Source organism: Photobacterium kishitanii, from assembly GCF_000613045.3.
GTDB classification, from domain to species: Bacteria; Pseudomonadota; Gammaproteobacteria; order Enterobacterales; family Vibrionaceae; genus Photobacterium; species Photobacterium kishitanii.
In genome coordinates this window covers 1,600,333-1,623,505 of sequence record NZ_LN794353.1, presented here as the reverse complement: position 1 = coordinate 1,623,505, position 23,173 = coordinate 1,600,333, and the positions used below count along the sequence as shown (strand labels likewise).

General features: G+C 37.1%; 20 protein-coding genes. 10 read left to right on the top strand and 10 right to left on the bottom strand.

Annotation, left to right across the window (positions count from 1 at the left end; genetic code table 11):
- Positions 1–22: 22 nt before the first annotated feature.
- The 4 genes from PPBDW_RS22135 to PPBDW_RS22120 all read right to left on the bottom strand — a co-directional run bounded on the left by PPBDW_RS22135 (position 23) and on the right by PPBDW_RS22120 (position 5,398).
- Positions 23–835, bottom strand: a complete 813-nt coding sequence (locus PPBDW_RS22135; protein WP_036789873.1) for an endonuclease/exonuclease/phosphatase family protein — start codon at positions 833–835, stop codon at positions 23–25.
- A 90-nt stretch (positions 836–925) separates the two neighbouring features.
- The gene (locus PPBDW_RS22130; protein WP_036789871.1) at positions 926–2,548 is read right to left on the bottom strand and encodes a PTS transporter subunit IIBC; all 1,623 of its coding nucleotides are present in this window, start codon (positions 2,546–2,548) and stop codon (positions 926–928) included.
- A 59-nt stretch (positions 2,549–2,607) separates the two neighbouring features.
- The gene (locus tag PPBDW_RS22125) at positions 2,608–4,341 is read right to left on the bottom strand and encodes a glycoside hydrolase family 13 protein (RefSeq protein WP_036789869.1); all 1,734 of its coding nucleotides are present in this window, start codon (positions 4,339–4,341) and stop codon (positions 2,608–2,610) included.
- A gap of 91 nt (positions 4,342–4,432) precedes the next feature.
- Positions 4,433–5,398: a LacI family DNA-binding transcriptional regulator gene (locus tag PPBDW_RS22120; RefSeq protein ID WP_036789867.1), complete on the bottom strand. Its 966-nt coding sequence runs from the start codon at positions 5,396–5,398 to the stop codon at positions 4,433–4,435.
- Between the two features lie 512 nt (positions 5,399–5,910).
- Between PPBDW_RS22120 and cyoA the strand changes: the two genes are divergently transcribed.
- From cyoA to PPBDW_RS22080, 8 genes are read left to right on the top strand one after another with little or no spacing between them, the layout of a single operon-like run.
- Positions 5,911–6,798 (top strand): ubiquinol oxidase subunit II, encoded by an 888-nt coding sequence (cyoA, locus tag PPBDW_RS22115; protein ID WP_036789866.1) that lies wholly within the window; start codon positions 5,911–5,913, stop codon positions 6,796–6,798.
- Positions 6,788–8,875 (top strand): cytochrome o ubiquinol oxidase subunit I, encoded by a 2,088-nt coding sequence (cyoB, locus tag PPBDW_RS22110; RefSeq protein ID WP_036789864.1) that lies wholly within the window; start codon positions 6,788–6,790, stop codon positions 8,873–8,875. Before cyoA ends, cyoB begins: the two co-directional genes overlap by 11 nt.
- Positions 8,876–8,890: 15 nt before the next feature.
- On the top strand, positions 8,891–9,535 hold the full coding sequence (gene cyoC / locus PPBDW_RS22105; RefSeq protein WP_036789861.1) for a cytochrome o ubiquinol oxidase subunit III: 645 nt from the start codon (positions 8,891–8,893) through the stop codon (positions 9,533–9,535).
- A complete protein-coding gene (gene cyoD / locus PPBDW_RS22100; RefSeq protein WP_036789859.1) occupies positions 9,535–9,888 on the top strand; it encodes a cytochrome o ubiquinol oxidase subunit IV in 354 nt (117 codons plus the stop codon). Before cyoC ends, cyoD begins: the two co-directional genes overlap by 1 nt.
- Positions 9,889–9,901: 13 nt before the next feature.
- A complete protein-coding gene (cyoE, locus tag PPBDW_RS22095; protein WP_036789856.1) occupies positions 9,902–10,819 on the top strand; it encodes a heme o synthase in 918 nt (305 codons plus the stop codon).
- Positions 10,816–11,436, top strand: a complete 621-nt coding sequence (locus tag PPBDW_RS22090) for an SCO family protein (RefSeq protein WP_036789853.1) — start codon at positions 10,816–10,818, stop codon at positions 11,434–11,436. Before cyoE ends, PPBDW_RS22090 begins: the two co-directional genes overlap by 4 nt.
- An 11-nt stretch (positions 11,437–11,447) precedes the next feature.
- Entirely contained in the window at positions 11,448–11,951 is a 504-nt protein-coding gene (locus PPBDW_RS22085; RefSeq protein ID WP_036789851.1) for a copper chaperone PCu(A)C, read from the top strand.
- 13 nt (positions 11,952–11,964) lie between these two features.
- The gene (locus PPBDW_RS22080; RefSeq protein WP_036789849.1) at positions 11,965–12,465 is read left to right on the top strand and encodes a hypothetical protein; all 501 of its coding nucleotides are present in this window, start codon (positions 11,965–11,967) and stop codon (positions 12,463–12,465) included.
- 143 nt (positions 12,466–12,608) lie between these two features.
- Here the strand turns inward: PPBDW_RS22080 and PPBDW_RS22075 are convergent, their stop codons facing one another.
- Entirely contained in the window at positions 12,609–12,890 is a 282-nt protein-coding gene (locus tag PPBDW_RS22075; protein ID WP_036789847.1) for an HPF/RaiA family ribosome-associated protein, read from the bottom strand.
- A gap of 273 nt (positions 12,891–13,163) precedes the next feature.
- On the opposite strand from PPBDW_RS22075, the gene PPBDW_RS22070 reads away from it, so the two are divergent.
- The gene (locus tag PPBDW_RS22070; protein WP_036789845.1) at positions 13,164–14,831 is read left to right on the top strand and encodes an RluA family pseudouridine synthase; all 1,668 of its coding nucleotides are present in this window, start codon (positions 13,164–13,166) and stop codon (positions 14,829–14,831) included.
- A 178-nt stretch (positions 14,832–15,009) separates the two neighbouring features.
- Here PPBDW_RS22070 and PPBDW_RS22065 read toward each other — a convergent pair whose 3' ends face one another.
- From PPBDW_RS22065 to PPBDW_RS22050, 4 genes are all read right to left on the bottom strand, one after another.
- Positions 15,010–16,308: a GGDEF domain-containing protein gene (locus PPBDW_RS22065; protein WP_036789843.1), complete on the bottom strand. Its 1,299-nt coding sequence runs from the start codon at positions 16,306–16,308 to the stop codon at positions 15,010–15,012.
- 22 nt (positions 16,309–16,330) lie between these two features.
- Positions 16,331–17,071: an EAL domain-containing protein gene (locus PPBDW_RS22060; protein WP_036789841.1), complete on the bottom strand. Its 741-nt coding sequence runs from the start codon at positions 17,069–17,071 to the stop codon at positions 16,331–16,333.
- Complete coding sequence (locus tag PPBDW_RS22055) at positions 17,071–17,391, bottom strand: helix-turn-helix transcriptional regulator (RefSeq protein WP_181316478.1); 321 nt, start codon at positions 17,389–17,391, stop codon at positions 17,071–17,073. The genes PPBDW_RS22060 and PPBDW_RS22055 overlap by 1 nt, the downstream gene beginning before the upstream one ends.
- 121 nt (positions 17,392–17,512) lie before the next feature.
- Positions 17,513–17,824, bottom strand: a complete 312-nt coding sequence (locus PPBDW_RS22050; RefSeq protein WP_036789838.1) for a helix-turn-helix transcriptional regulator — start codon at positions 17,822–17,824, stop codon at positions 17,513–17,515.
- Between the two features lie 516 nt (positions 17,825–18,340).
- Between PPBDW_RS22050 and PPBDW_RS22045 the strand changes: the two genes are divergently transcribed.
- The gene (locus tag PPBDW_RS22045) at positions 18,341–19,447 is read left to right on the top strand and encodes a DSD1 family PLP-dependent enzyme (RefSeq protein WP_036789835.1); all 1,107 of its coding nucleotides are present in this window, start codon (positions 18,341–18,343) and stop codon (positions 19,445–19,447) included.
- A gap of 141 nt (positions 19,448–19,588) precedes the next feature.
- Here PPBDW_RS22045 and nifJ read toward each other — a convergent pair whose 3' ends face one another.
- Complete coding sequence (nifJ, locus tag PPBDW_RS22040) at positions 19,589–23,164, bottom strand: pyruvate:ferredoxin (flavodoxin) oxidoreductase (protein WP_036789832.1); 3,576 nt, start codon at positions 23,162–23,164, stop codon at positions 19,589–19,591.
- Positions 23,165–23,173: the final 9 nt, after the last annotated feature.

Genomic DNA, 23,173 nt, shown 5'->3' with positions numbered 1-23,173 from the left:
ATATCCAAAGCTTATTTACAAACTACTCTGTGACAATAGTCACATCCATAATGATCCCGAAATGATCCGACACCGCCTCATAAAAATCATCATTAAAAATAACCCGATGCTGCATTACAGCAACTTTCTGATTACTAAAAATATAATCAAGTCGTAACGCTTGAGTATTTTTTTGCCAGCCATCAATATTTTTAATAACTGTTGTGCCCGTATCTTTACTCTCAGAGATAGAGTAGCAATCATATAAGTTACATTGTAACGCATAATCATAGCCCTCATTACGAATATGGCTAGGATTATTAAAGTCGCCTAACAAGAAACTCAATCGAGATGATAATACTGCTGTAATTCTATTTAAGTGATCAGTAAATAGGCTTTCTTTGTCATTCCACCAGCCGCAGTGGCAATTATAAAAATCAATTTCTCGGTGTTGATAAACAACTTTAATTCGTACAGCACGACGATGCTTCCAATTACTTTCATCATAGTGATCATTTAAATCAATAACCTGATGTTCAATAATCGGTAATCGAGTTAAAAATGTGAGTCCTTCTTGGTAAACATCGTAACTCTGATGAACGAAATCCCAAGTTAATTGATAATGATGACCTAATTCAGCTAATTTTTGCTGTAATAAATAGCCATAATTATCCTCACGCACAGGATGATTACTTAATGTCTGCTCACTAATAACAGTACTAAGATGATGCTGATTCACCTCTTGTAACGCAATAACATCACAATGTTGCTCTATAATTGCCTGAGCCACTATGTCTAATTTTTGTAATTGATTATCTTCTTGCCAACTGTGGGTATTTAATGTCAATAACTTCATAAATTATTCACTTATCGATGTTACGTGAGATAAAAAAGCGTAGCATTACTACTACGCTTATCGATAATTCCCCCTATTCGCGATTGCTTATTACGCCATAGCAAACTTATCTATCAATGCCGACTTAATCACATCAACACCTGGTCCATAAATGGCCTGTACACCTTGATCTTTAATCACTAACCCCAATGCACCCGTTGATTTCCATAATGTATAATCAGCGACTAATGCAGGATCTTTAACGGTAATACGAAGACGTGTCATACAAGCATCAATCTCGGCAATATTGTCGCGCCCCCCTAAGTTCTGAATAATGATTTCAAGTTTATCGTCTTGCGACATACCTTCGGCTTTCTCATCAATATAGTTACCAGCACGCCCAGGTGTTGGAATATTAAACTTAACGATTAATAGGCGGAACAAAGTGTAGTTAATTGCAAAGAAAGCAATACACACCAATACAAAACTAATTAAATCACTGCCAATTCCTGCGGAAATCATCATCGGAACTCGTGTAATAAGTTCAATTAAACCAAAAGCATGTATACGTAAATCAATCAGATCCACCAGCGCAAAAGCTAGGCCAGTTAATATCGCATGGGCAACATATAATACTGGCGCGACAAACATGAACATAAACTCAATCGGCTCAGTCACACCAGTAAGCAAAACAGCAAGACAAGCAGAGAAGAACATTGGCTTATATTGCAGACGCTTATCACTATCGACACAATGGTACATAGCCAAACCGATACCAATTAGTGAAGAAGCAGCAATGATCACTTGACCGGCTTTAAAGCGCGCAGGATGAACCGTGTTTAATAAGTGCTGGTAAGTGGTTGGATCGGTTAATTTCAAGTTATTTAAATCACTCACCCACGCTAACCATAATGGGTCTTGACCATAAACACTTGAACCAGCGCTTGGACCCGTTAGTAGTTGGTATGCACCACCTAACTCGGTGTAGTTCATTGGAATAGTTAACGTATGATGTAAGCCAAATGGCAGCAATAAACGCTCTAACGTTCCATAAACAAATGGAGCGATAATCGGCGCGCTATCTTTTGAACTTGCAATCCATTGACCAAAATCATTCAATGCACCTTGTACTAGCGGCCAGACAACGGCTAATCCTAATGCAATAATTACCGAATAAAAAATTACCGTAAAAGGTACGAACCGTTTACCATTAAAGAACGCTAATGCTTCTGGTAAACGAGAAAAATCGTAATAGCGATTATATAAATTGGCTCCCAGATAACCCGAAATAATGCCAATAAATACCCCCATGTTAAGTGCTGGTGCGCCTAAAATAGTCGTAAAAAATTGAGAAACAGGCAGTTCAGTACCAAACAGACTCATCACTGTCGCGTGGGGATCACTCATCATCGCGCCATTAACGCCAAAAATAACCCCAGTTGTACGGTTAATTAGAATAAAAGCAATAACAGCTGCAAATGCACCACCTGCGCGCTCTTTTGCCCATGAACCACCAATAGCAACAGCAAACAATAGATGCAGGTTAACAATCACACCCCAGCCAATATTTTCCATAATATGGCCTAAGGTTTCGATAGCGCCAATCCCACCGGCATACATGGCAACCACTTTACCCAATGAGATCATAATACCGGCAGCAGGCATTACTGCGATAACAACGATTAGGGATTTACCAAATCGTTGCCAAAAATCAAACGAGAACAATTTACTCATAACTAATTCCTTGATTGAGATGGCAGGTTTACGTCATCAATGACCTGCCATAAACACAATTAATGTTTTTTCACAAACACATAAGCGGCATAGGCTGGCGCTATTTTTGTGGCCATAAAATCTAGTCTCACGTTGTCATTATTCGGTGTTTGGTTATCCAGTACTAACTCTCCTAGCTGCGTATTATCAATATCAACCTGAACCTCAATATCACTTAAATTGGTGATGATAATCCAGGTTTCATCGGAACTAATTCTTTGATATGCATAAATATTAGTGTCATTTTCTAGCAATAATTGATAACGACCAGTAATTAAATTTTGATTATTTTTTCGTAGCATAATTAACTGTTTATAAAACTGTAAAATCGAATTCGAATCTTGCTGTTGCTGTTCAACGTTAATCTCGGTGTAATTAGGATTAACCATTATCCATGGTTTCACTTTCGAAAAACCACCAAACGGACGATTGTTCCACGGCATTGGAAGACGACTGTGATCACGAGAGACTTGATTTAATAACGCTAAAATAGACTGATCAGATTGCCCCTGTTGCTGCAATTTGGTGATTAAATTTTTAGCTGAAACATCATTAAATTCATCCAATGCCATAAATTGATGATTGATCATGCCAAGCTCTTGCCCTTGATAAATAAACGGCGTTCCTTTCATCAAGAAATAACAGGTTGCTAATGCGGTTGCGCTACCATACCAATGATTAACATTGGCAAAGGTATTAATACAGCGAGCTTGGTCATGGTTTTCTAGATACAGCGCATTCCAGCCTTTACCTTCCAATGCATTTTGCCAGCGAGTTAATATTTGCTTAAATTCAACAAGATTAAATTGATCACGGTTCTGCTCTTCTGCCCACAATTTCATGTGTTCAAACTGGAAGATCATATTAAAAACACCACCTTTATCGGTCTCAGTCGATTCAGCAACCCAGGTCAACGCATCTTTTGCATCAACACCATTCGCTTCGCCAACGGTAACAATATCAAACGGTGCAAAAGCCTGATCGCGCAGTTCATATAAATGCTGCTCAATCCCATCAACATTCATGTGATAATCAAATGAAGACACATAATCATCACCCTTCGGATTAGGTAATGAAGGCAAATTCGGTTGCTTTTGAATATGACTAATCGCATCCACTCTAAAGCCATCAATACCACGCGCTAACCACCAATGGATCATCGAAAATAAGGCTTGTTTAACTTCGGGATTCTGCCAATTAAGATCAGGCTGCTTTTTAGAAAAGAGATGTAAATAATATTGGGCAGTCTCGGCATCATATTGCCATGCACTGCCATGAAAAATACTTTCCCAATTATTAGGGTCGTAAGTCGGTTTTTCTGAGGTAGGCTCACAGCCATCACGCCAGATATACCAATCACGTTTAGGGTTAGTTTTACTTTGGCGAGATTCAATAAACCACGGGTGCTCATCACTAGTATGATTAATCACCAAATCCATAATGATACGAATACCACGGGCATGTGCCGCGCAAATTAGGCGATCAACATCTTCAAGACTGCCAAAATCAGGATGGATCGCTTGATAATCACTAATGTCATAACCGTTATCATCATTCGGAGATTGATAAAATGGACAAATCCACACCAAATCAATACCCAAATCAGCTAGGTAATCAAGTTTGGCAATGATCCCTTCAATATCGCCAATACCGTCTTGATTACTATCAAAAAAGCTCCGTGGGTATATTTGATAAGCTGTCGCTGTTTTCCACCATGACAGTGATGTTATTGATGCTTTATTAGAGTGATTCATCCATTTAACCTTACTGAATGCGATGTATTATCTTTATGTGTTACCGATAACACACAAGGTAAGATCGAATGGATTGATATGCAAAATGTTTTTAAATGAACTGAGAGCTTTCTCTGATTTTTAACTCAAATTGACCTTCGCAGGAACTTGAATCACGTTTAATGAGCTTCTTTACTGCTTGATAACCCATCTGATAATAATTAAAAGCAACGCTAGTTAAACTCGGCACTAATAAATCGCTGTAGTCATAATCACCAATCCCTATCACCCAAATATCATGGCCAATTTTTAAATTCAGCTCTTTAGCACGACGATACAAACGAATCGCAATATTATCGGTAGCACAGAAATAAACCTGATTAGGTTGCAGTGTAATTGTTTGATAGGCTTCTTTTTGTTCTGAATCAGCTAACGCTTGTAATGAACAAGGCAGTGTCGGTGCGATATCAGCGATTGTCATTTGCATTAGTTGAGTACGAGACGAAAGCATGCGTGCATCATAGATATAATGAATTGCTGTAAATGGTGCTTGCTGTTGCTGTAATTGGTGAATAGTTTGGGAAACCAACGCCGTAATAGCCGCTTTTTCAGGGTAATATAAACAGCAGTGATCTGGGATCTGTTTACCAATAAAGATAAGATCTTCTAATCCTTGATAAAATGGCTCTTCTACACTGTGTTTTGAAGCAATAACAATCGTACCAAGGGCATTTAAACCACTAAATTCACTCACCGCTTGACGTTCAGATTCATGGCTAAACCCTGTCGCATGAAACAGCATTCGTGCATTAGATTCATTCGCGGCCGCTAATGCCCCTTTAATCACTAAGCTAGTGGTATAAGACTCAATACGCGGCGCGATAAAGCCAATAATATTTGATTGGCTACGAATAGAACGCGCAAATTTATTAGGGGTGTAGTGATTTTCTTTTACGATGGCATCAATTTTAAGACGATTTTCTTCTGAAACATAACCGCCGTTAAAATAACGTGACACTGTCATTTTTGAAATTCCAAGCTGCTTTGAAATATCAGCCATGGTCATTTTTTGCGCCATAATATCTTCATTACTCTATAAAAATCAGTACTAGATACAGTATCCAATATATTCAAAAATAACACAGTAACTAAATGTCAAACATTGACGATTATCCTCAACATTATTATTGCCACCTCGAAAACAGCCCCCCAGCAAAACGTCTATTAAATCATCAATAAATTGAAAACTTTTTTTCAAAAACATAACACAGGTATGTTTTTTAACATTTTTAGTACAATTATTTAAAATAAGCATTTTATTACTAGTGTTAATTGATCCAAAATAGGGAAATCCAACAACGAAGATGATAAAGATAAGTTTAGTTATTGTACTTTATGAACAAACAAGCAACATTAACGAGCTATTTTTAGCTTGTAAATATAATAAAATAATATATATCATGTAGTTATCTTTTGTTACACTGAGAACCATTAAAATCACAAGTTATTAACCTTTAAATTAACAGTCGTTGGTTATTTTATAACAGTTATTACTGGATTTTTATGAGTAGGCTAGTTCATGGAGGAAAAATGAAAATAATTCGTAGTAAGAAGATGATAATAATTCTTCTTACCCTACTTGCAACATTACTTTTGATCGCTCTTTTCGCCAGTAGCAATATGGTGCTCTTTGACTCGAAAGGCATCATTGGCGAAGCGCAATCATCATTAATAATTACCTCAGTATTACTGATGGCAATCATTATCGTCCCTGTTTTGTTCATGACCATTTATTTTCCTTATAAATACCGTCATAGCAACAAAGAGGCTGAATACACTCCTGAGTGGGAGCATTCGACTAAAATAGAAGTCATCGTATGGACTGTACCTTGTCTTATTGTTTTAGCGCTTGGTTGGATCACCTACCAAACCTCTTATTCTCTCGATCCAAGAAAAGAAATCGTTTCTGATAAAGAACCATTAACCATTCAAGTCGTTGCAATGAATTGGAAATGGCTATTTATCTATCCTGAACAACAGATCGCGACAGTCAATGAAATTGCCTTGCCAGTTAACCGTCCAGTTAAATTCTTAGTTACTTCAGATACCGCCATGAATTCATTTTTTATTCCACAGCTAGGTAGCCAAGTTTACGCAATGGCTGGTATGGAAAACCGTTTAAATCTCATGGCTCAGGAAGAAGGATCTTATCGAGGAATCTCAGCAAATTACAGTGGTTATGGCTTTGCTAACATGCGATTTAAGGCACACGCTGTTAATGACGCTGATTTTGAACAATGGATTAAAAAAGTTAAAGCCTCTGAGCAAGTATTAAATAGCAATAGCTATGACCAACTAACAGCGAATGCTAAAGAACAAATAACTGCACCACATCCGGTGACATATTTTGCCTCTGTTGCACCGCTTAAATTTAAAGACATTATTGAGAAGCACGCGGGAGTCCAAAATGGCCTATAAAGGGGATGTATACGCCGAAGCGGATCCAATTTTCGGCAAATTAAATTGGGATGTAATTCCTTTTACCGATCCAGTTGTTTTCCCGGTCATGATAGCAGTCGTGCTCGGTGGACTGGCACTGTTAGGATTAATCACTTATCAAAAGAAATGGCACTACTTATGGAGTGAATGGTTTACCTCTGTTGATCATAAAAAAATAGGTATTATGTACATCATCGTCTCAATGGTGATGCTCGTACGTGGTTTCTCTGACGCAATACTGATGCGTTCTCAACAAGCGGCATCAACGATTGATGCTAGCTATCTTCCACCAGAACACTACGATCAAGTCTTTACTGCTCATGGCGTGATCATGATTTTCTTCGTTGCGATGCCATTCGTGGTGGGTTTAATGAATATTATTGTGCCATTGCAGATAGGTGCCCGCGACGTTGCCTTCCCATTTTTAAACTCCCTGAGTTTTTGGCTATTCGTTGTCGGTGTTATCTTAATTAACATGTCACTGTTTATTGGTGAGTTTGCCGCAACTGGTTGGTTAGCCTACCCACCGCTTTCGGGCATGGATGCAAATCCTTGGGTCGGGGTTGATTATTGGTTATGGTCACTGCAAATATCAGGTATCGGTACATTGCTAACAGGGATTAACTTTGTTGTTACTATCCTTCGTATGCGTGCGCCAGGCATGAAAATGATGCAAATGCCGGTATTTACATGGACATCACTGTGTGCCAACGCACTGATTGTACTCGCCTTCCCTATTTTGACTGTCACTCTAACGCTGCTTACGCTAGATCGTTATGTTGGCACCCATTTCTTTACCACTGATATGGGTGGTAACCAAATGATGTACGTCAATTTAATTTGGGCATGGGGTCACCCTGAAGTTTATATTCTGGTATTACCTGCTTTCGGTATTTTTTCCGAAATAACTGCTACTTTCTCTCGTAAACGCCTCTTTGGTTATACGTCATTAGTATGGGCAACGATGGTTATTATGGTGTTGTCATTTATCGTATGGCTGCATCACTTCTTTACCATGGGCGCAGGAGCAAGTGTTAACGCCTTCTTTGGTATTGCTACCATGATTATCTCAATTCCAACTGGGGTTAAGATCTTCAACTGGTTATTTACCATGTATAAAGGACGGGTTGAGTTCAGTGCCAGTATGTGGTGGACGATTGCGTTCCTGATCACATTTACTATTGGTGGTATGACTGGCGTAATGCTTGCTATACCAGCAGCTAACTTTGTTCTACACAACAGCCTGTTCGTTATAGCCCACTTCCATAACGTTATTATTGGTGGTGCACTATTTGGTTACTTTGCTGGTCTCACTTATTGGTTCCCTAAAGCAACAGGATTCACCCTTGATGAACGCCTAGGAAAAATCTCATGCGTACTTTGGACTGTTGGTTTCTTTGTTGCCTTCATGCCAGTGTATGTACTTGGTTTTAACGGTATGACTCGTCGCCTTAATGTTGCAGATAACCCAGAGTGGGCACCTTACTTATGGGTAGCTGCATTTGGTGTTTGTATTGTCGCTGCCGGTATCGCGGTTCAATTCTATCAAATTTACGTCAGTATCCGTGATCGTAAAAAGAATGTGGATCTTACTGGTGACCCATGGAATGGCCGTACTTTGGAATGGGCAACATCGTCCCCTCCTCCATTCTATAACTTTGCTCTATTACCTAAAATTCATGACCGTGATGAGCACCATTACGCTAAAGAACATGGTTTAGCTTACAAAGAACCTGAGCGTTATAAGCGCATCCACATGCCGAAAAACACGTGGGCAGGTGTAGTTATCAGTATGTTCTCATTAATGTTTGGCTTTGCTTTTATCTGGCATATCTGGTGGATGGTTATTGCAGGTACGGTGGGCATGATTGCTTCATGGATCATTTATAGCTTCCAACGCAATAAAGATTACTACGTTGAAGTTTCTGAAGTTGAAGCAATTGAACGTAAACATCTTGCTAAAGCGCGCGGTGAGAAGACACTTGAAAACGAAGATGGTGAAGATGATGATGATTTCGATCCATCAGGTCTAAAACCAGCAGACTCAATGGCATAAGGGACGAGAGCAGCTATGACTACAGAAGTAAAAGATACATTTAACCTCAATGTCCCTGCTCAGTCTAATGACGGTCATGATCTCGATGATCATGACCATCATGACTATGCTGGTGATACCATTTTTGGTTTTTGGATTTATATCCTCAGTGACTGTTTATTATTCGGTACTTTATTTGCAGTTTACGCCGTTTACTCCAACAGTTTTGCAGGCTTAATTGAACCCAAAGAGCTGTTTAACCTTAGCTTTGTATTAGCAGAAACCGCATTACTACTGTTTAGTAGTTTTACGTTCGGCATGGCGATGTTAAAAGCTAACCATGAAGATATGAAAGGTATGTTCAAATGGTTAGGCATCACCTTCATGCTTGGTTTCTCTTTCTTAATCATGGAACTATACGAGTTCTATCATTTTAGTAGTGAAGGTGCGACATTCCACAGCAGCGCGTACTGGTCAGCATTTTATGGTCTCGTTGCGACTCATGGATTACACGTATTTGCAGGTTTAGTGTGGATGATCGTGCTGTTCTTCCACTTTAAGCGTGATGGCTTCTCTGCAGAAAACAAAACCCGCTTAGCCTGTTTAAGCCTGTTCTGGCACTTCCTAGATATTATCTGGATCTGTGTGTTCAGTGTTGTTTACTTAATGGGAGTATTGTAATGGACAATTCAACTAACCAACACTCAACTGAACATGGTCAAGGTGGCCAAGCACACGGCAGTGTAAAAGAATATGTTCGAGGGCTAGTGTTCTCCATTATTTTGACGATTGTTCCTTTCGCTATGGTAATGGCAGGAGTTGGCTCTACCCAATTCATTATTGGTGTGATCATGGTGTTCGCCGTGGCACAGATCCTGGTACAGCTGGTGTTCTTCCTTCATATGAACACCTCTTCAGAACAAATGTGGAATACGTCATCTGCCGTATTCGTGGTCGTCATTGTTTCTATTATTCTTATTGGCTCTTTGTGGATCATGGATCACTTAAACCACAATATGCTAATGGGTCATTGATCAGGGATGTTCTATGATTAAACCTTATCTAAAACTTACTAAACCGGGCATCATCGGTGGCAACTTAGTTGCCGCCGTGGGTGGCGTCCTACTTGCTTCTCAAGGCAATATTAATTGGTTACTACTACTCGCGGTATGTGTGGGTACAACCTTAATTGTTGCTTCAGGGTGTGTATTCAATAATGTCATCGATATTGATATCGACAAGTTAATGAAACGCACCTGTGAGCGTGAATTGGTCAAAAAAGTTGTTCCTGTATCTCATGCTTTAGTTTGGGCGACAGCATTATGTGTTGCCGGCTTTTTTACCCTTTATCAATACACTTCTTTAGTGGCATTTCAATTTGGTGTACTTGGGTTCGTGGTTTACGTTGGCTTATACAGTTTGTACTTCAAACGAAAATCAGTACACGGCACATTAATTGGTGGCTTATCTGGTGCATGTCCGCCCGTTATTGGCTATTGCGCTGTTACTGGCCAATTTGATACCGGTGCTGCGGTACTCTTTATTACTTTTTGTTTGTGGCAAATTCCTCACTCATATGCCATTGCAATTTATCGTTTCGAAGATTATAAATCCGCTTCGATCCCAGTATTACCTGTTGAAGTCGGTATTGCGCGTGCGCGTCACCATATCATTGGTTATATCATTGCTTTTGCTATGGCGGCACTGACTCTCACTTACCTTGGTTACGCTGGTAGTTGGTATGCATTAGGCATGGGGTTAGTGAGCTTACATTGGCTATATATTGCCAAAGTAGGCTATCAAAAAGTGCCTGATGCGCAATGGGGTAAGAAAATGCTGTTAAGCTCTATTTTTAACATTATGGTATTTTGCACCCTGATTTCATTGGATTTTTCATCTGAAAGTCTCAGTGAAAATTATCAAGTTAATGCGCTTCCAACGATAATAATGGAGCCGCATTCATGACCAAAAACCCAACTAAAATAGTGCTTCTTGTGGGAGCACTCTTTCTTGCAACATTGATGGGATGTTATGTCTATAACACCACCACCCCTGTTGGTGAAAATGTTAAGCCACTTAAAGATCTTGGTGGTCCTTTTGAACTTAATAGCTTAAATGGCACTGTCAGCCTTGATCAATATAAAGGCAATATCGTTGTACTTTATTTTGGCTTTCTAAACTGCGCTGAAGTGTGCCCTTCTTCAATGGGGGTTCTATCAGCGGCTTTATCACGCTTATCGCCACAAACCTATAACCATGTACGAGGATTATTCATTAGTGTCGATCCTGAGCGTGATGATTTAGTGTCTTTAAATCAGTTTGCTAAATATTTTGACGATCACGTTGTCGGCGTTACCGGTACAGAACAACAAATTGATGCATTAACCAAACAATATGGGGTCTATTTTGACATTGTCGACATGGAATCATCGGAATTAAGCTACACCGTTGATCACTCTTCGCGGTTCTACATTATTGATGAAACAGGCACATTAGTCGGTGCGATGAGCCATAACACCACCCCGATTGAGCTTGCAGCTGGTATTGAACGTGTTTACGCCAAAGCCATTGCTAAACAATAGGAGATATAACAATGAAAAAAAGTTCTTTGTACTTAGCATTATTACTTAGCTGTTTTCCATCGGCGGTTTTTGCCACTGAAATAGCTCATGCTGACCATCAGTCATCAACCCAACACGATTATACTAATATTCAGCAGATAAACGCTGCATTAACCATTGAGAATGCCACTGCGAAAGCCACTATTCCTGGCGCAAAAGTCAGTTCTGGCTATATGAAAATTATCAATAATAGCGATAAAGCGATCACCCTCACCGGCGCGGCCACGACTATCGCTAAGCATACCGAATTTCATCGTATGTTTATGCGTGATAGTCAAATGGCAATGCGTAAAGTAGATGCACTTGAAATTCCAGCAAAAGCCAGTGTTACGCTTGCAAGCAATGGTTATCACCTAATGTTTATGGGTGTTAAAAATGCTCTTAAAGCCGATCAAGTGATTACAGTACGCATGCAACAAGCTAATGGTGAACAGTTTGATGTTCAGTTGTTAGTTATGCCATTGAAAAAGTATTAATCGGAGATCAGAGATGAAAGGTGCATCGCTTTTTATTATTGGAGTCTGTCTATTACCAAGTATGTATATTGCACAAGCAACGGCAAAAACATCAATGGACAGTATACTAAAGAGTCAAACCATCCCTTGTTCTAGCGAATTAATACAACTTGCTGACGTGACATTGAAAACCAACCCACACCGTATATTGTCTTACAACGATAAAGCAGACAATATTCACCTCTTCAACGCACTTGCAGTAACCAGTTATCGAGATCGTGATAGCCATGTTAGCTTTCACGGCGTAAAAAATACTGCGGGCCGCTGTGATACTTCAGTCACCGAAAGTTATGTGTTACAAACATCGTGTTCTGATGCTCGTCATGAAGCATTCAGTAAATGGGATTTTCAAGGTAAGCTGAATGAAAGGACTTATGTACTTAATAGTAAACGCATTAAAGGTAAACAAGCTTTTTTGACTGATCAGCTACCCAATATTTGCTTAGTCACCACTCGACAAGTGATCAGTAATTAATATTATTATATTAGGGCTTAGTAAATAACATTACTCAGCCCTTATTTATTACTTATTAAAAAAATAATTTATTATTATAAATAGCAGATAATAAAAAAGGCTCTAATAAGAGCCTTCTAATCACAATAATAAACTGTAACTTATTATTGATGTGCCACTTTCTTTTCAATTACTTTTTCAAAATGAAAAAATGCTTCTTTAATACACTCATCAAGATTAACATTATGAGCTTTAGCACTTAATTTATTGAATTCTTCTGTATCCATTTTTAAATCAACAGCATAACCTGTATCTTCTTTAAAAATATCCACATGAACATGCTTAAACTCTGGATCAATAACCATCAATTTTTCAATATAATCGGCAACCAATACTTTAATTGAATCGGTTAATTCCATATGTTCACATTTGATTTTTAAGCTCATGATACACCTCGGTAATTATCTTAAATATCTTGGACAAACTATAATCCTAAAAAATTAAAATGTCTCTATTATAAAAAAGTAATATTAATACTCAAAATTTGACACTCATTATAATTAGGTTAAATAGATGTCAATTAGAAATATTTTATATACATCTATGAAATATTTAATCTTAAACAACCAGTATTAAGCAAAACCGTTACCTATTAGTTAACTCGAATTTAAGTGTTATAAATGCTAGAATCGCTGCCCCTATTCGTAATAGATAACATCATGCACGCATCTGACAACACCTTTACCCACTTCATCACTGCTATTGATACGCTATCACTGCCTGAGCGCTTTACTTTTCCTTTTTGCTACACACCACATCCATTATGTGTATTAGCAGCTCAAGAATTACAACAACATATCGAAACTCAAGATCAATGGCAGCATAACTTTGGGTTAAATAATGATGATGCTATTGGCCATATGTTTGGCGTTTTATTAGTTCAAAACTCGCAAGGTGATATCGGTTATTTATCTGCATTTTCTGGAAAAATTGCTGGCCAAACACATCTACCACATTTTGTTCTGCCTGTGGTTGATGCTCTCAACATTAATCCAGCTATCAGCACTCAACAAATTATCATAGATAATATTAGCGCTAAGATTACGGCGATTAAATCCAAACCAAGCTACATTCAGTTGCAACAGCAGTATCAGACAGCCCAAACTCAAGCAGAGTTAACCTCTGAGTCATTTCGTTTACAAATGATAGAGCAACGCAAACAACGTAAATTACAGCGGACAGCAGCCGAACAAAGTAACGATAGCGAATTTATGACGCAAGAATTCCATCGTTTAGCCCGTGAAAGTGCGTTTGATAAGCACCAGCAGAAAACTATTCGTCAACAGTGGACTCAAACACTTGCAGAAATTAGCGATAAGTTACAAGCAGATAAAGAACAACTAGCCTTACTAAAATCAGAGTACGACACCTTAACGACATTATTACAACAGCACCGTTACGCACAATATCAATTTTTAAATCAGTATGGTGAAGCAAAAGATTTAAATACCTTATTTGGGGATATAACACCGCCACAAGAGGCAGGCGAATGCGCCACAGTTAAACTATTGCAGCATGCCTTTAAACAAGATTTCAAACCATTAGCGATGGCAAAATTTTGGTGGGGAGCATCTCCTGCTGCACAAATTCGTAAGCACAAATATTTTTATGAAGCGTGTAAAAACAAATGTGAGCCAATTTTACAGCATATGCTTACTGGTATTGAAATTGATGCTAACCCGTTATTACAAAACCCCGCCGAAGGCAAAGAACTTGAGATTGTTTATCAAGACGAAGCAATGGTGGTTATCAATAAACCCGCAGAATTCCTTTCTGTTCCAGGTAAAGTGATCACGGACTCTGTCTATAGCCGTATGCAAGCGATGTTCCCAGATAGTGATAGCCCACTGATTGTACATCGTTTGGATATGTCAACTTCAGGGCTAATAGTGATAGCATTAACTAAAGATGCGCATAAAGCTCTGCAAAAACAATTTATTAACCGTACTGCAGAAAAACGTTATGTGGCGCTATTAGATGGCATTGCTGAACACGATCACGGCGAAATTAACTTACCAATGCGAGTTGATCTAGATGATCGTCCCCGCCAGTTAGTATGCTATGAACACGGCAAACCAGCACAAACAAAATGGCAAGTTATCGAGCGCAAAGACGGTAAAACCAAAGTCTATTATTACCCTAAAACAGGCCGTACTCACCAACTACGCATCCACTCAGCTCATCACAACGGCATGAACATGCCAATTGTCGGGGATGACTTATACGGTCAAAAAGCCGAGCGCTTACATCTACACGCACAATATCTTGGCCTTGCACACCCTGTGACTGGCGAGCCAATGATCTTTGAAGTCGATGCCGACTTTTAAATATGTATGATAAGGTTACACGAAAAAAAAGACTGGCACTTCTAATGCCAGTCTTTTTTAGGGCGCAGCAATTGCTGCGCCCTACCTCATCAACAATATTAATACTGCTAGGTAATCACTAATATATAATCTCTACAATGGCTATATTATAAATGAAAATAAAATTTTAAGGCTTTTTCTACTTTAATTTTTCATCAGTAAAAATAGTATATTGATTTCTTCCTGCCATTTTTGACTGATAAAGAGCGTCATCCGCGTATTTAAATGCTTCAGATAGCATAATACTATTCGATGATAAAAAGGCGCCAATAGAAATTGTTACATTTATGTCTTCTATTTTTTTATCACTGATTATTTTTAGTAGTTTTTCTAGTTTTACATTTAAATCAGAAATATTCATTACACCATCAAGTAATAGAACGAACTCTTCGCCTCCCCACCGAACCCCCACATCAGTTTTTCTTATCGTATTTCTAATTCGATTGGAAACTTCAGCGATGACTAAATCACCGACCTGATGACCATAAGTATCATTAACTTTTTTAAAAAAATCTATATCAATAACAATAATACAATTGATTAAATTTTTCTCATTAAGATAATCTTTTCTATATAATCCAGTTAATTTATCTTTTTTACTCTCAGTTACAAACTTGAATAAAAAAGTAATCAAATAATACCATCCACAAAAAAATAGAAATACAAAAATGCTATATAATAAAAAATACTTTTTCTCAATCTCAACAGGTATATGAATTTTATCATTATAATTATTCTTTGCTATAATATCAAAAATCATCTGACTAATATTAATATCATCTTCTTTTTTTATTACCGAAAAATTTCTTTTATTAAAATTAATTATAAATTCATCAAAAAAACCATATTTTATATCCAATAATAATATTGATTGTATTTTCCTATTAACATACAAAGGATAATATATTGTAATTAATTCCTCATTAGTATCACTCTCAGTATATGGTCCATAAACTTTCATTGTTTCATATATAGATAAATTGGATTTTTCTAAATTGACTTCTATATTTTCTAATCCAACTAAATAATCAAAGTAACTTCTCTCATTGTCTGTATCTGTATGTTCGTGTATTCTTTCATATGCTTTTCTATATGGTTCAACGAACATATATTTAGGATAAATATTTGCTACAGTCCATATATTACCACTAACAATCTCATTCCTACGACTATCTAATATAAAATTAGAAAAATTTTCTGAGATATCTTTTACTGTTTCGTCATTTTTAACTTTTGTTAAGTACAAAATGTTTTCAATCTCTTTTGTTCCATAAATAACTTTAGAGTTGATAGTATTAATTTGATATCTATAAATACTATCACTCAAATATCTAAAAGATTGCTCTATTTCATTTTTTAACTTTTCTATTTTTATAGTCAAAAAACCACTAGTAATTAAAAATGATATCAAATATAAAAAAATCAAATTTTTAATCATATTTCAAATCCATGACTTAACCTTACCACTGTAATTCAGTTATTATCTCTAAAGGTAATGCTTTATAATATAAAAACCCTTGGTATCTCTTTATATCTAAACCTTTCAATAATTTTGCCTGCTCTATAGTTTCAACACCTTCAGCAATAATCGTTGTACCCATTTCATCTGATAACTTTTTAATTCTTTTTATCAACTTATATTTTTCTATATCGACATCTATCAATGATGTTAATGATCTATCTATCTTTATAAAATCGAATTTATATTTATATAACCTCGACTCATTATTAAAACCACACCCAAAATCATCAATGGCCAATTTAACGCCATACTTAGATAATATATCTAAATTACGTATAAATTCATCTTCATTATAAATAATATCATCTTCTATAATTTCAATGACTACATTCACATATTTATTTAAACAAATTATACGTTCTATAACTGTTGTATTTAATGTTGAACTGTATATATTCAAATGGAGATCAATTAATTTCATTTTTCTTGGCATTAAAAAACAAATTAACTGTTCAATTATACTAATCGTCCACTCATCTAATAATTGATGATTAGCTTTTATATCTTCAATAAATACATAAGGCAATAGAACTTCATGTTCATTATTTACCCACCTCGATAATGCTTCAAATCCTTTAATTTTATTATTAAAATCAACTATAGGCTGTAAATATGGTTTTATTTCTTTAGATTTTATTGCTAATGAAATTATTTTTATTTTATTTAAATTATAGTTCATTATAATAAATCTTCACATTCAATGATTTTTTTCAAAACCTCGAAAAACCACTTTTTTTTACTTTCTGGTAATTGTTCTAACAATATGGATATTTGATCAATATCACCTATTTCAGTATTATCATAAAAAAAATAATTTATGCTCTGATTTGTAATAACTGATATTTTATAAATAGTATCCGCTTTTGGTATCCTTACACCATTTTCAATATCTATATATGTTTGTCTTGATATCCCTAACTTCTCAGCCATTTTTTTTTGGCTGATATTTGAGATGATTCGAGATCCCTTTATTTTCTTATCAAAAGAAATGTTATTCATGTGATTTATATTTTTATAATCAATAGGATTAGTTAGATAATTAATACATAAAAACCTTAAATTATATCTGTCATTATGAAGCATCAATATATTATAAGCGTTCACAAAGATGATATTTAAGTTATTTATGTTCTTTATTTAAAGCGACTTCAACTTGTAATAAAATCTCACATAAAATCATTATCCGCTTTTTATTTCCTTTAGAGGAATCTAATAATGTTAAAATCTTTTCATTATTCCTATATTCATTATTATAAAAATAAGCAATTTTCTTATTAGTCAATTTTGATATTTTTAATAATAGATCAACTTTTGGAATAACAATCCCACTTTCAATTTTTATATATGTATTTCTTGAAACACCTAACAATAAAGCCATATCTTTTTGAGTTAAGTTTAAAGCATATCTTGATTTTAAAATTTTTATATTCATATAAATTAATCAACAATCAATTTTCACAGTATAAACAAAAACATAAATCATGAAATAAAAATATTATGTTTTTTATAATTTAGCACTTAAAAATAGACACCGATGTCTAACAAAATGTTACCTCTTACGAATTTAAACAATGTAATGGATTTCATCAGTGAATGAACCAATATATTAATACTGATAAAATACACGCACAAATCCCTAAAAAGGATATAAATTCCATTACAGAATAGGCTGTTTTTATTGAATCACAAGCTATATTATTAAGAATAAAAACTCATAATAGAGTCACTCTTTATTTAACTTTTTAATATTTACTTTAAAGTAACTATTAACGTTAATAGCACTAAAAAAATAAATAATCTCTCATCAGAGCAGCTTCAGTTCTCCCAACCTTAATAAGAATGATGTAAAATTTATAACTCGCTTACATTAATTTTTGCAAGCCGTGAGTTTGATCTGTTAGCCTTATCTTTATCTCCCCTTGAAAATAAAAAGATAGCAAGGATAACAATGGATATTACTCAACTACCTACGCCGGCTTTGATTGTTGATTTCGACAAAATGAAAAATAACCTACGTGAAATGCAACAACGTATTGATGCTCTAGAATTAAAATTAAGACCGCACACTAAAGCCCATAAAAACCCCGCTATAGCGCAAATGCAGATTGATGCAGGGGCTCAAGGAATATGTACGGCAAAACTCGGTGAAGCAGAAGTTATGGCTGCCGGAGGTATTAACGACATTCTAATAACCACACCTATCGCTGGAAAAAATAAGATTCAATGTTTAGTCAAACTTTATCAGCAATATCCTGACTATCGTTTTATTCAAGTAATAGATCACCAGCAACACGTCATAGATATCGCTCAAGCGGCGACAGAGGCTGGAATTTGTATTGAATTGATGATTGAAGTAGAAAGCGGTCAGCAACGATGCGGAGTTGAAATCGGTAATGACTTAGTTTCATTAATAGAAGCAATTAATTATTCTGATGGCGTTAGCTATGTTGGATTACAAGCATACAGTGGCCACTTGCAACATATAAAAGGTTATCAAGAGCGAAATACTCAAGCAAGAACAGTCGTTGAAGATCTTTTTAATTATATTAATACCGTATTAAAACCCAAAGGATTAGCCCCTGACATTATTAGTGGCGGAGGAACAGGCACATATGCAGCTTATCAAGGACTAGGATTTAGTGAAATTCAAGCAGGCTCTTATTTGTTTATGGATACCACTTATCAAGCTATTGGCGATGAAAATAATCAAGACCAAAATAACCAATTTGATGTCGCTCTAAAAGTATTAAGTACGGTTATTAGTCACCCTACTCCACAGCGAGCGGTTATTGATGCAGGCATGAAATGTCTTTCGATTGATCTTGGTATGCCTAAAGTCGAAGGTGATAGCACGCTGAGTTACAAAACAGGAGGTGATGAACATGGTATTATTAACCTCATCGATGGCCATGAACCACTACAAATAGGCCAACAACTCATTTTACTTCCAAGTCATTGCGATACAACACTAAACAACTTCGACACCTTATATGCCATAAGAGGAACTGAAGTCATTGAGCAATTCCCTATTCTCGGCCGTGGTCGCTCTGATTAAAGCGATATTTAAACAGAGTGGAACCGCAGCGTTGAACTAACGCTGCGGTGTACACCATAACCAGACTCGAAAACTAGCAACAACTCTCAGGACTGAATATCGACTTAAAAATAACACCAAATACTTCAGCCCCACCCGCCATTACAATTGAATTGTATTTAATTCTGGTATAAACGACTCAGCATTATTTTGAGCCATCTCTTCAAATACTGACCATTTTTTCAAAGCAATAGTCTGAGCTTGAGTAAACATAGCCTCAGCATGCTCTGGATTTATTTTATATAAATGGCTAAAGCGATTTTCAGCCTTCATAAATTCAGCTTTCGTTATTGTCGGACGAAGAGAATCAAGTGTGAATGGATTCACTCCATGATCTTTTAGGCTCGGATTATAACGATACAAAGGCCAGTGACCGGAATAAACTGCATTTTTTGCTTGTTTACGTGCTTTTGTCATATCAAAACCATGAGCAATACATGGACTGTAAGATAAAATCAGAGATGGTCCATCATAAGCTTCTGCTTCACGTAATGCCTGTAATGCTTGCTGCGGGTTAGCATTCAAACAAATCTGTGCGACATACACATTTCCATAAGAAATCGCTTGTAAGCCTAATTCTTTACGAAACGTTTGTTTCCCCCCTGCTGCAAATTTTGCAGTAGCCGCATAAGGTGTTGCTTTTGATGCTTGACCGCCTGTATTTGAATAAACCTCAGTATCCATCACCAAAATATTAATATTTCTTGAGGTACCTAAAGCGTGATCAAGGCCACCACTGCCAATGTCATAAGCCCAACCATCTCCTCCAACAATCCAGATAGAACGCTTAACCATTGCGTCGATAACGGAATTAAGCGCTGCTGCTTTAGGATTCCCTTTGACATATTGGCGTACTTTATCAATGCGCTGTCGTTGATCTCTGCACTCTTGTTCTGTTGTTTGTTTAGCATTCAATACTTCTTGAGTGAATTTGGGGCCAATAATATCGGCTAATTCCATTAATAATCGGCGAGCAACTTGTTGTTGATGATCAACCGAGATTCGATAACCTAATCCAAATTCAGCATTATCTTCAAACAACGAATTTGACCATGCTGGACCATAACCATTTTCACCTGATGTCCACGGTGTGGTTGGCATATTGCCCCCGTATATTGATGAACACCCTGTCGCATTAGCAATCATCAATCGCTCACCAAATAATTGGCTAATAACTTTTAAAACAGCGGTTTCACCGCAACCTGCACAGGACGCAGGGAATTGGAAAAGTGGCGGTAAAAACTGCACTCCTTTCACGGTTGAGTAATCTACTTGATTAATAGGCAATTGCGGTAACGATTCAAAGAACTCAACATTTGGCGCTTGTTGGTGCCATTGTTCTGCTGCTGGCACCATTTGCAAGGCCTTACGACTTGAATCTGTGGCGCTATGTGCTGGACAAGCATCCACACAAAGCGTACATCCCATGCAGTCTTCTGCATACACTTGAATAGTATAAGCGGTGTCAGGAAAGCCTCGAGCTATAACATCTGTATATTTAAAGCCTTCAGGAGCTTCTGCAAGTGCATCTTTAGTATATATTTTTGAGCGAATAGTGGCATGTGGACAAATGAAAGAGCAATTACCACATTGAATACATAATTCAGGGTTCCAGACTGGCACACTCACGGCCTGACGGTGTTTATCAAACCGAGTAGTACCTGAAGGGAAAGTACCATCACAAGGCACTTGCGAAACAGGAATTAAATCCCCTCTCATTGCCATCACTTCTTTAGTAACGTTCTGTAAAAATGATGACTCGGCTTGAGTAATCGTTTCTTTCATACTAATCAATGATGTCGCAGTTTCAGGGATCATAACCTGCTCCATAGCAGAAACAGCCTGATCAACTGCGTTCCAATTCATCTCAATCACAGCTTGCCCTTTACGAGCATAAGCAACTTCAATTGAATGTTTAATTTGCGTAATAGCATCTTGCTGCGGCAAAATATCTGTCAGCATAAAGAAACCTGTTTGCATGATGGTGTTAATACGGCGCCCCATATTGGTTTCTGCTGCAACTTGCATCGCATTCAACACATACAAACTTAATTGCTTAGTGATCAGTTGTTGCTGCACAATCTGAGGCAAATGCTGCCAGACATGCTCCGCATCATAAGGTGAGTTTAATAATACTTTTGCACCTTGCTCTGCATGTTGTAAACAATCAAACTTTGTTAAAAAGTTAAATTGGTTAATTCCAATAAATGAAGCACTTTCTATCATCCATGGTGCTTCAATAGGTTGATCGCCAAAACGTAAATGTGAAACGGTTCTTGAGCCTGCTTTTTTAGAATCGTAGTCGTAATAGCCTTGAACAAACTTTCCATCAAGTCCACCGATAATTTTAATGGTACTTTTACTGGCTCCAACAGTACCATCCGATCCCCAACCATAAATAATCGCTCGAACTGTATTAGCGGGTTCTAAGGTATATTGAGAATCAATGGCTAAGCTAGTTAAACTAACATCATCATTAATACCGACTGTAAATTGGCTTATTGGACTGTCACTAACAGCATTATCAAAAGCTGCTTTTACCATTGCTGGCGTAAATTGCTTTGACGACAACCCATAACGACCACCGGTCATTTTAGGTAATTGCGCTCGTTGACCAGTAGAGCATTGTTCTACTAACGCACTCATCACATCAGTATAAAGTGGTTCAGCTACTGCACCTGGGGTTTTACAACGATCCATCACAATGAGATGCTGGCAGGTTTTTGGTAAAACATCCGTGAAAAAATCAACAGCAAACGGACGATATAAATGCACTTCTATCACACCAATATGTGCGCCTTTAGCATTAAGATCGTCAACAGTTAAACGAACTGTCTGTGCTCCTGAACCCATTATAATCATCACAGAAGTTGCTGAAGGATCGCCATAATAATTAAACAGTTTATATTCACGCCCCGTTAATAAGGCAAATTTATCCATTGCTTGTTTTACAATTTGGGGAATCGCTTTGTAATATGGATTCACCGCTTCACGTCCCTGAAAGTAAATATCAGGGTTTTGTGCTGTACCACGAATAAATGCACGCTCAGGGGATAATCCACGTTGACGATGCGCGATCACATCATCGTCATTTATCATCTGGCGAATAATATCATCGGCCATCACATCAATTTTATTCACTTCATGTGATGTTCGAAATCCATCAAAGAAATGCAGAAATGGCACTCGTGATCCTAGTGTGGAAACTTGCGCAATTAAGGCATTATCATGCGCTTGTTGTACTGAGCTCGAAGCTAACATCGCAAAACCTGTTTGGTTACAGGCCATAACATCTTGATGATCACCAAATATTGATAGTGCACCTGTTGCTAATGAGCGGGCTGCCACATGAAAAACCGTTGCCGTTAATTCGCCTGCAATCTTGTACATATTTGGGATCATTAACAATAATCCCTGCGATGCGGTAAACGTTGTCGTTAACGCCCCTGTTTGTAGCGAGCCATGAGTTGCGCCAGCCGCTCCACCTTCAGATTGCATTTCGATAATATTGGGAATATCACCCCATATGTTAACTTGTTTTTCGGTTGCGAATTGATCCGCTAATTCTGCCATCGGTGATGACGGGGTGATCGGATATATTGCTGCAACTTCGTTGGTCCGATAAGCAATATGAGAAACAGCACTACAGCCATCCATTGTTTTATATTGGTGTGTCATAGTATTTCC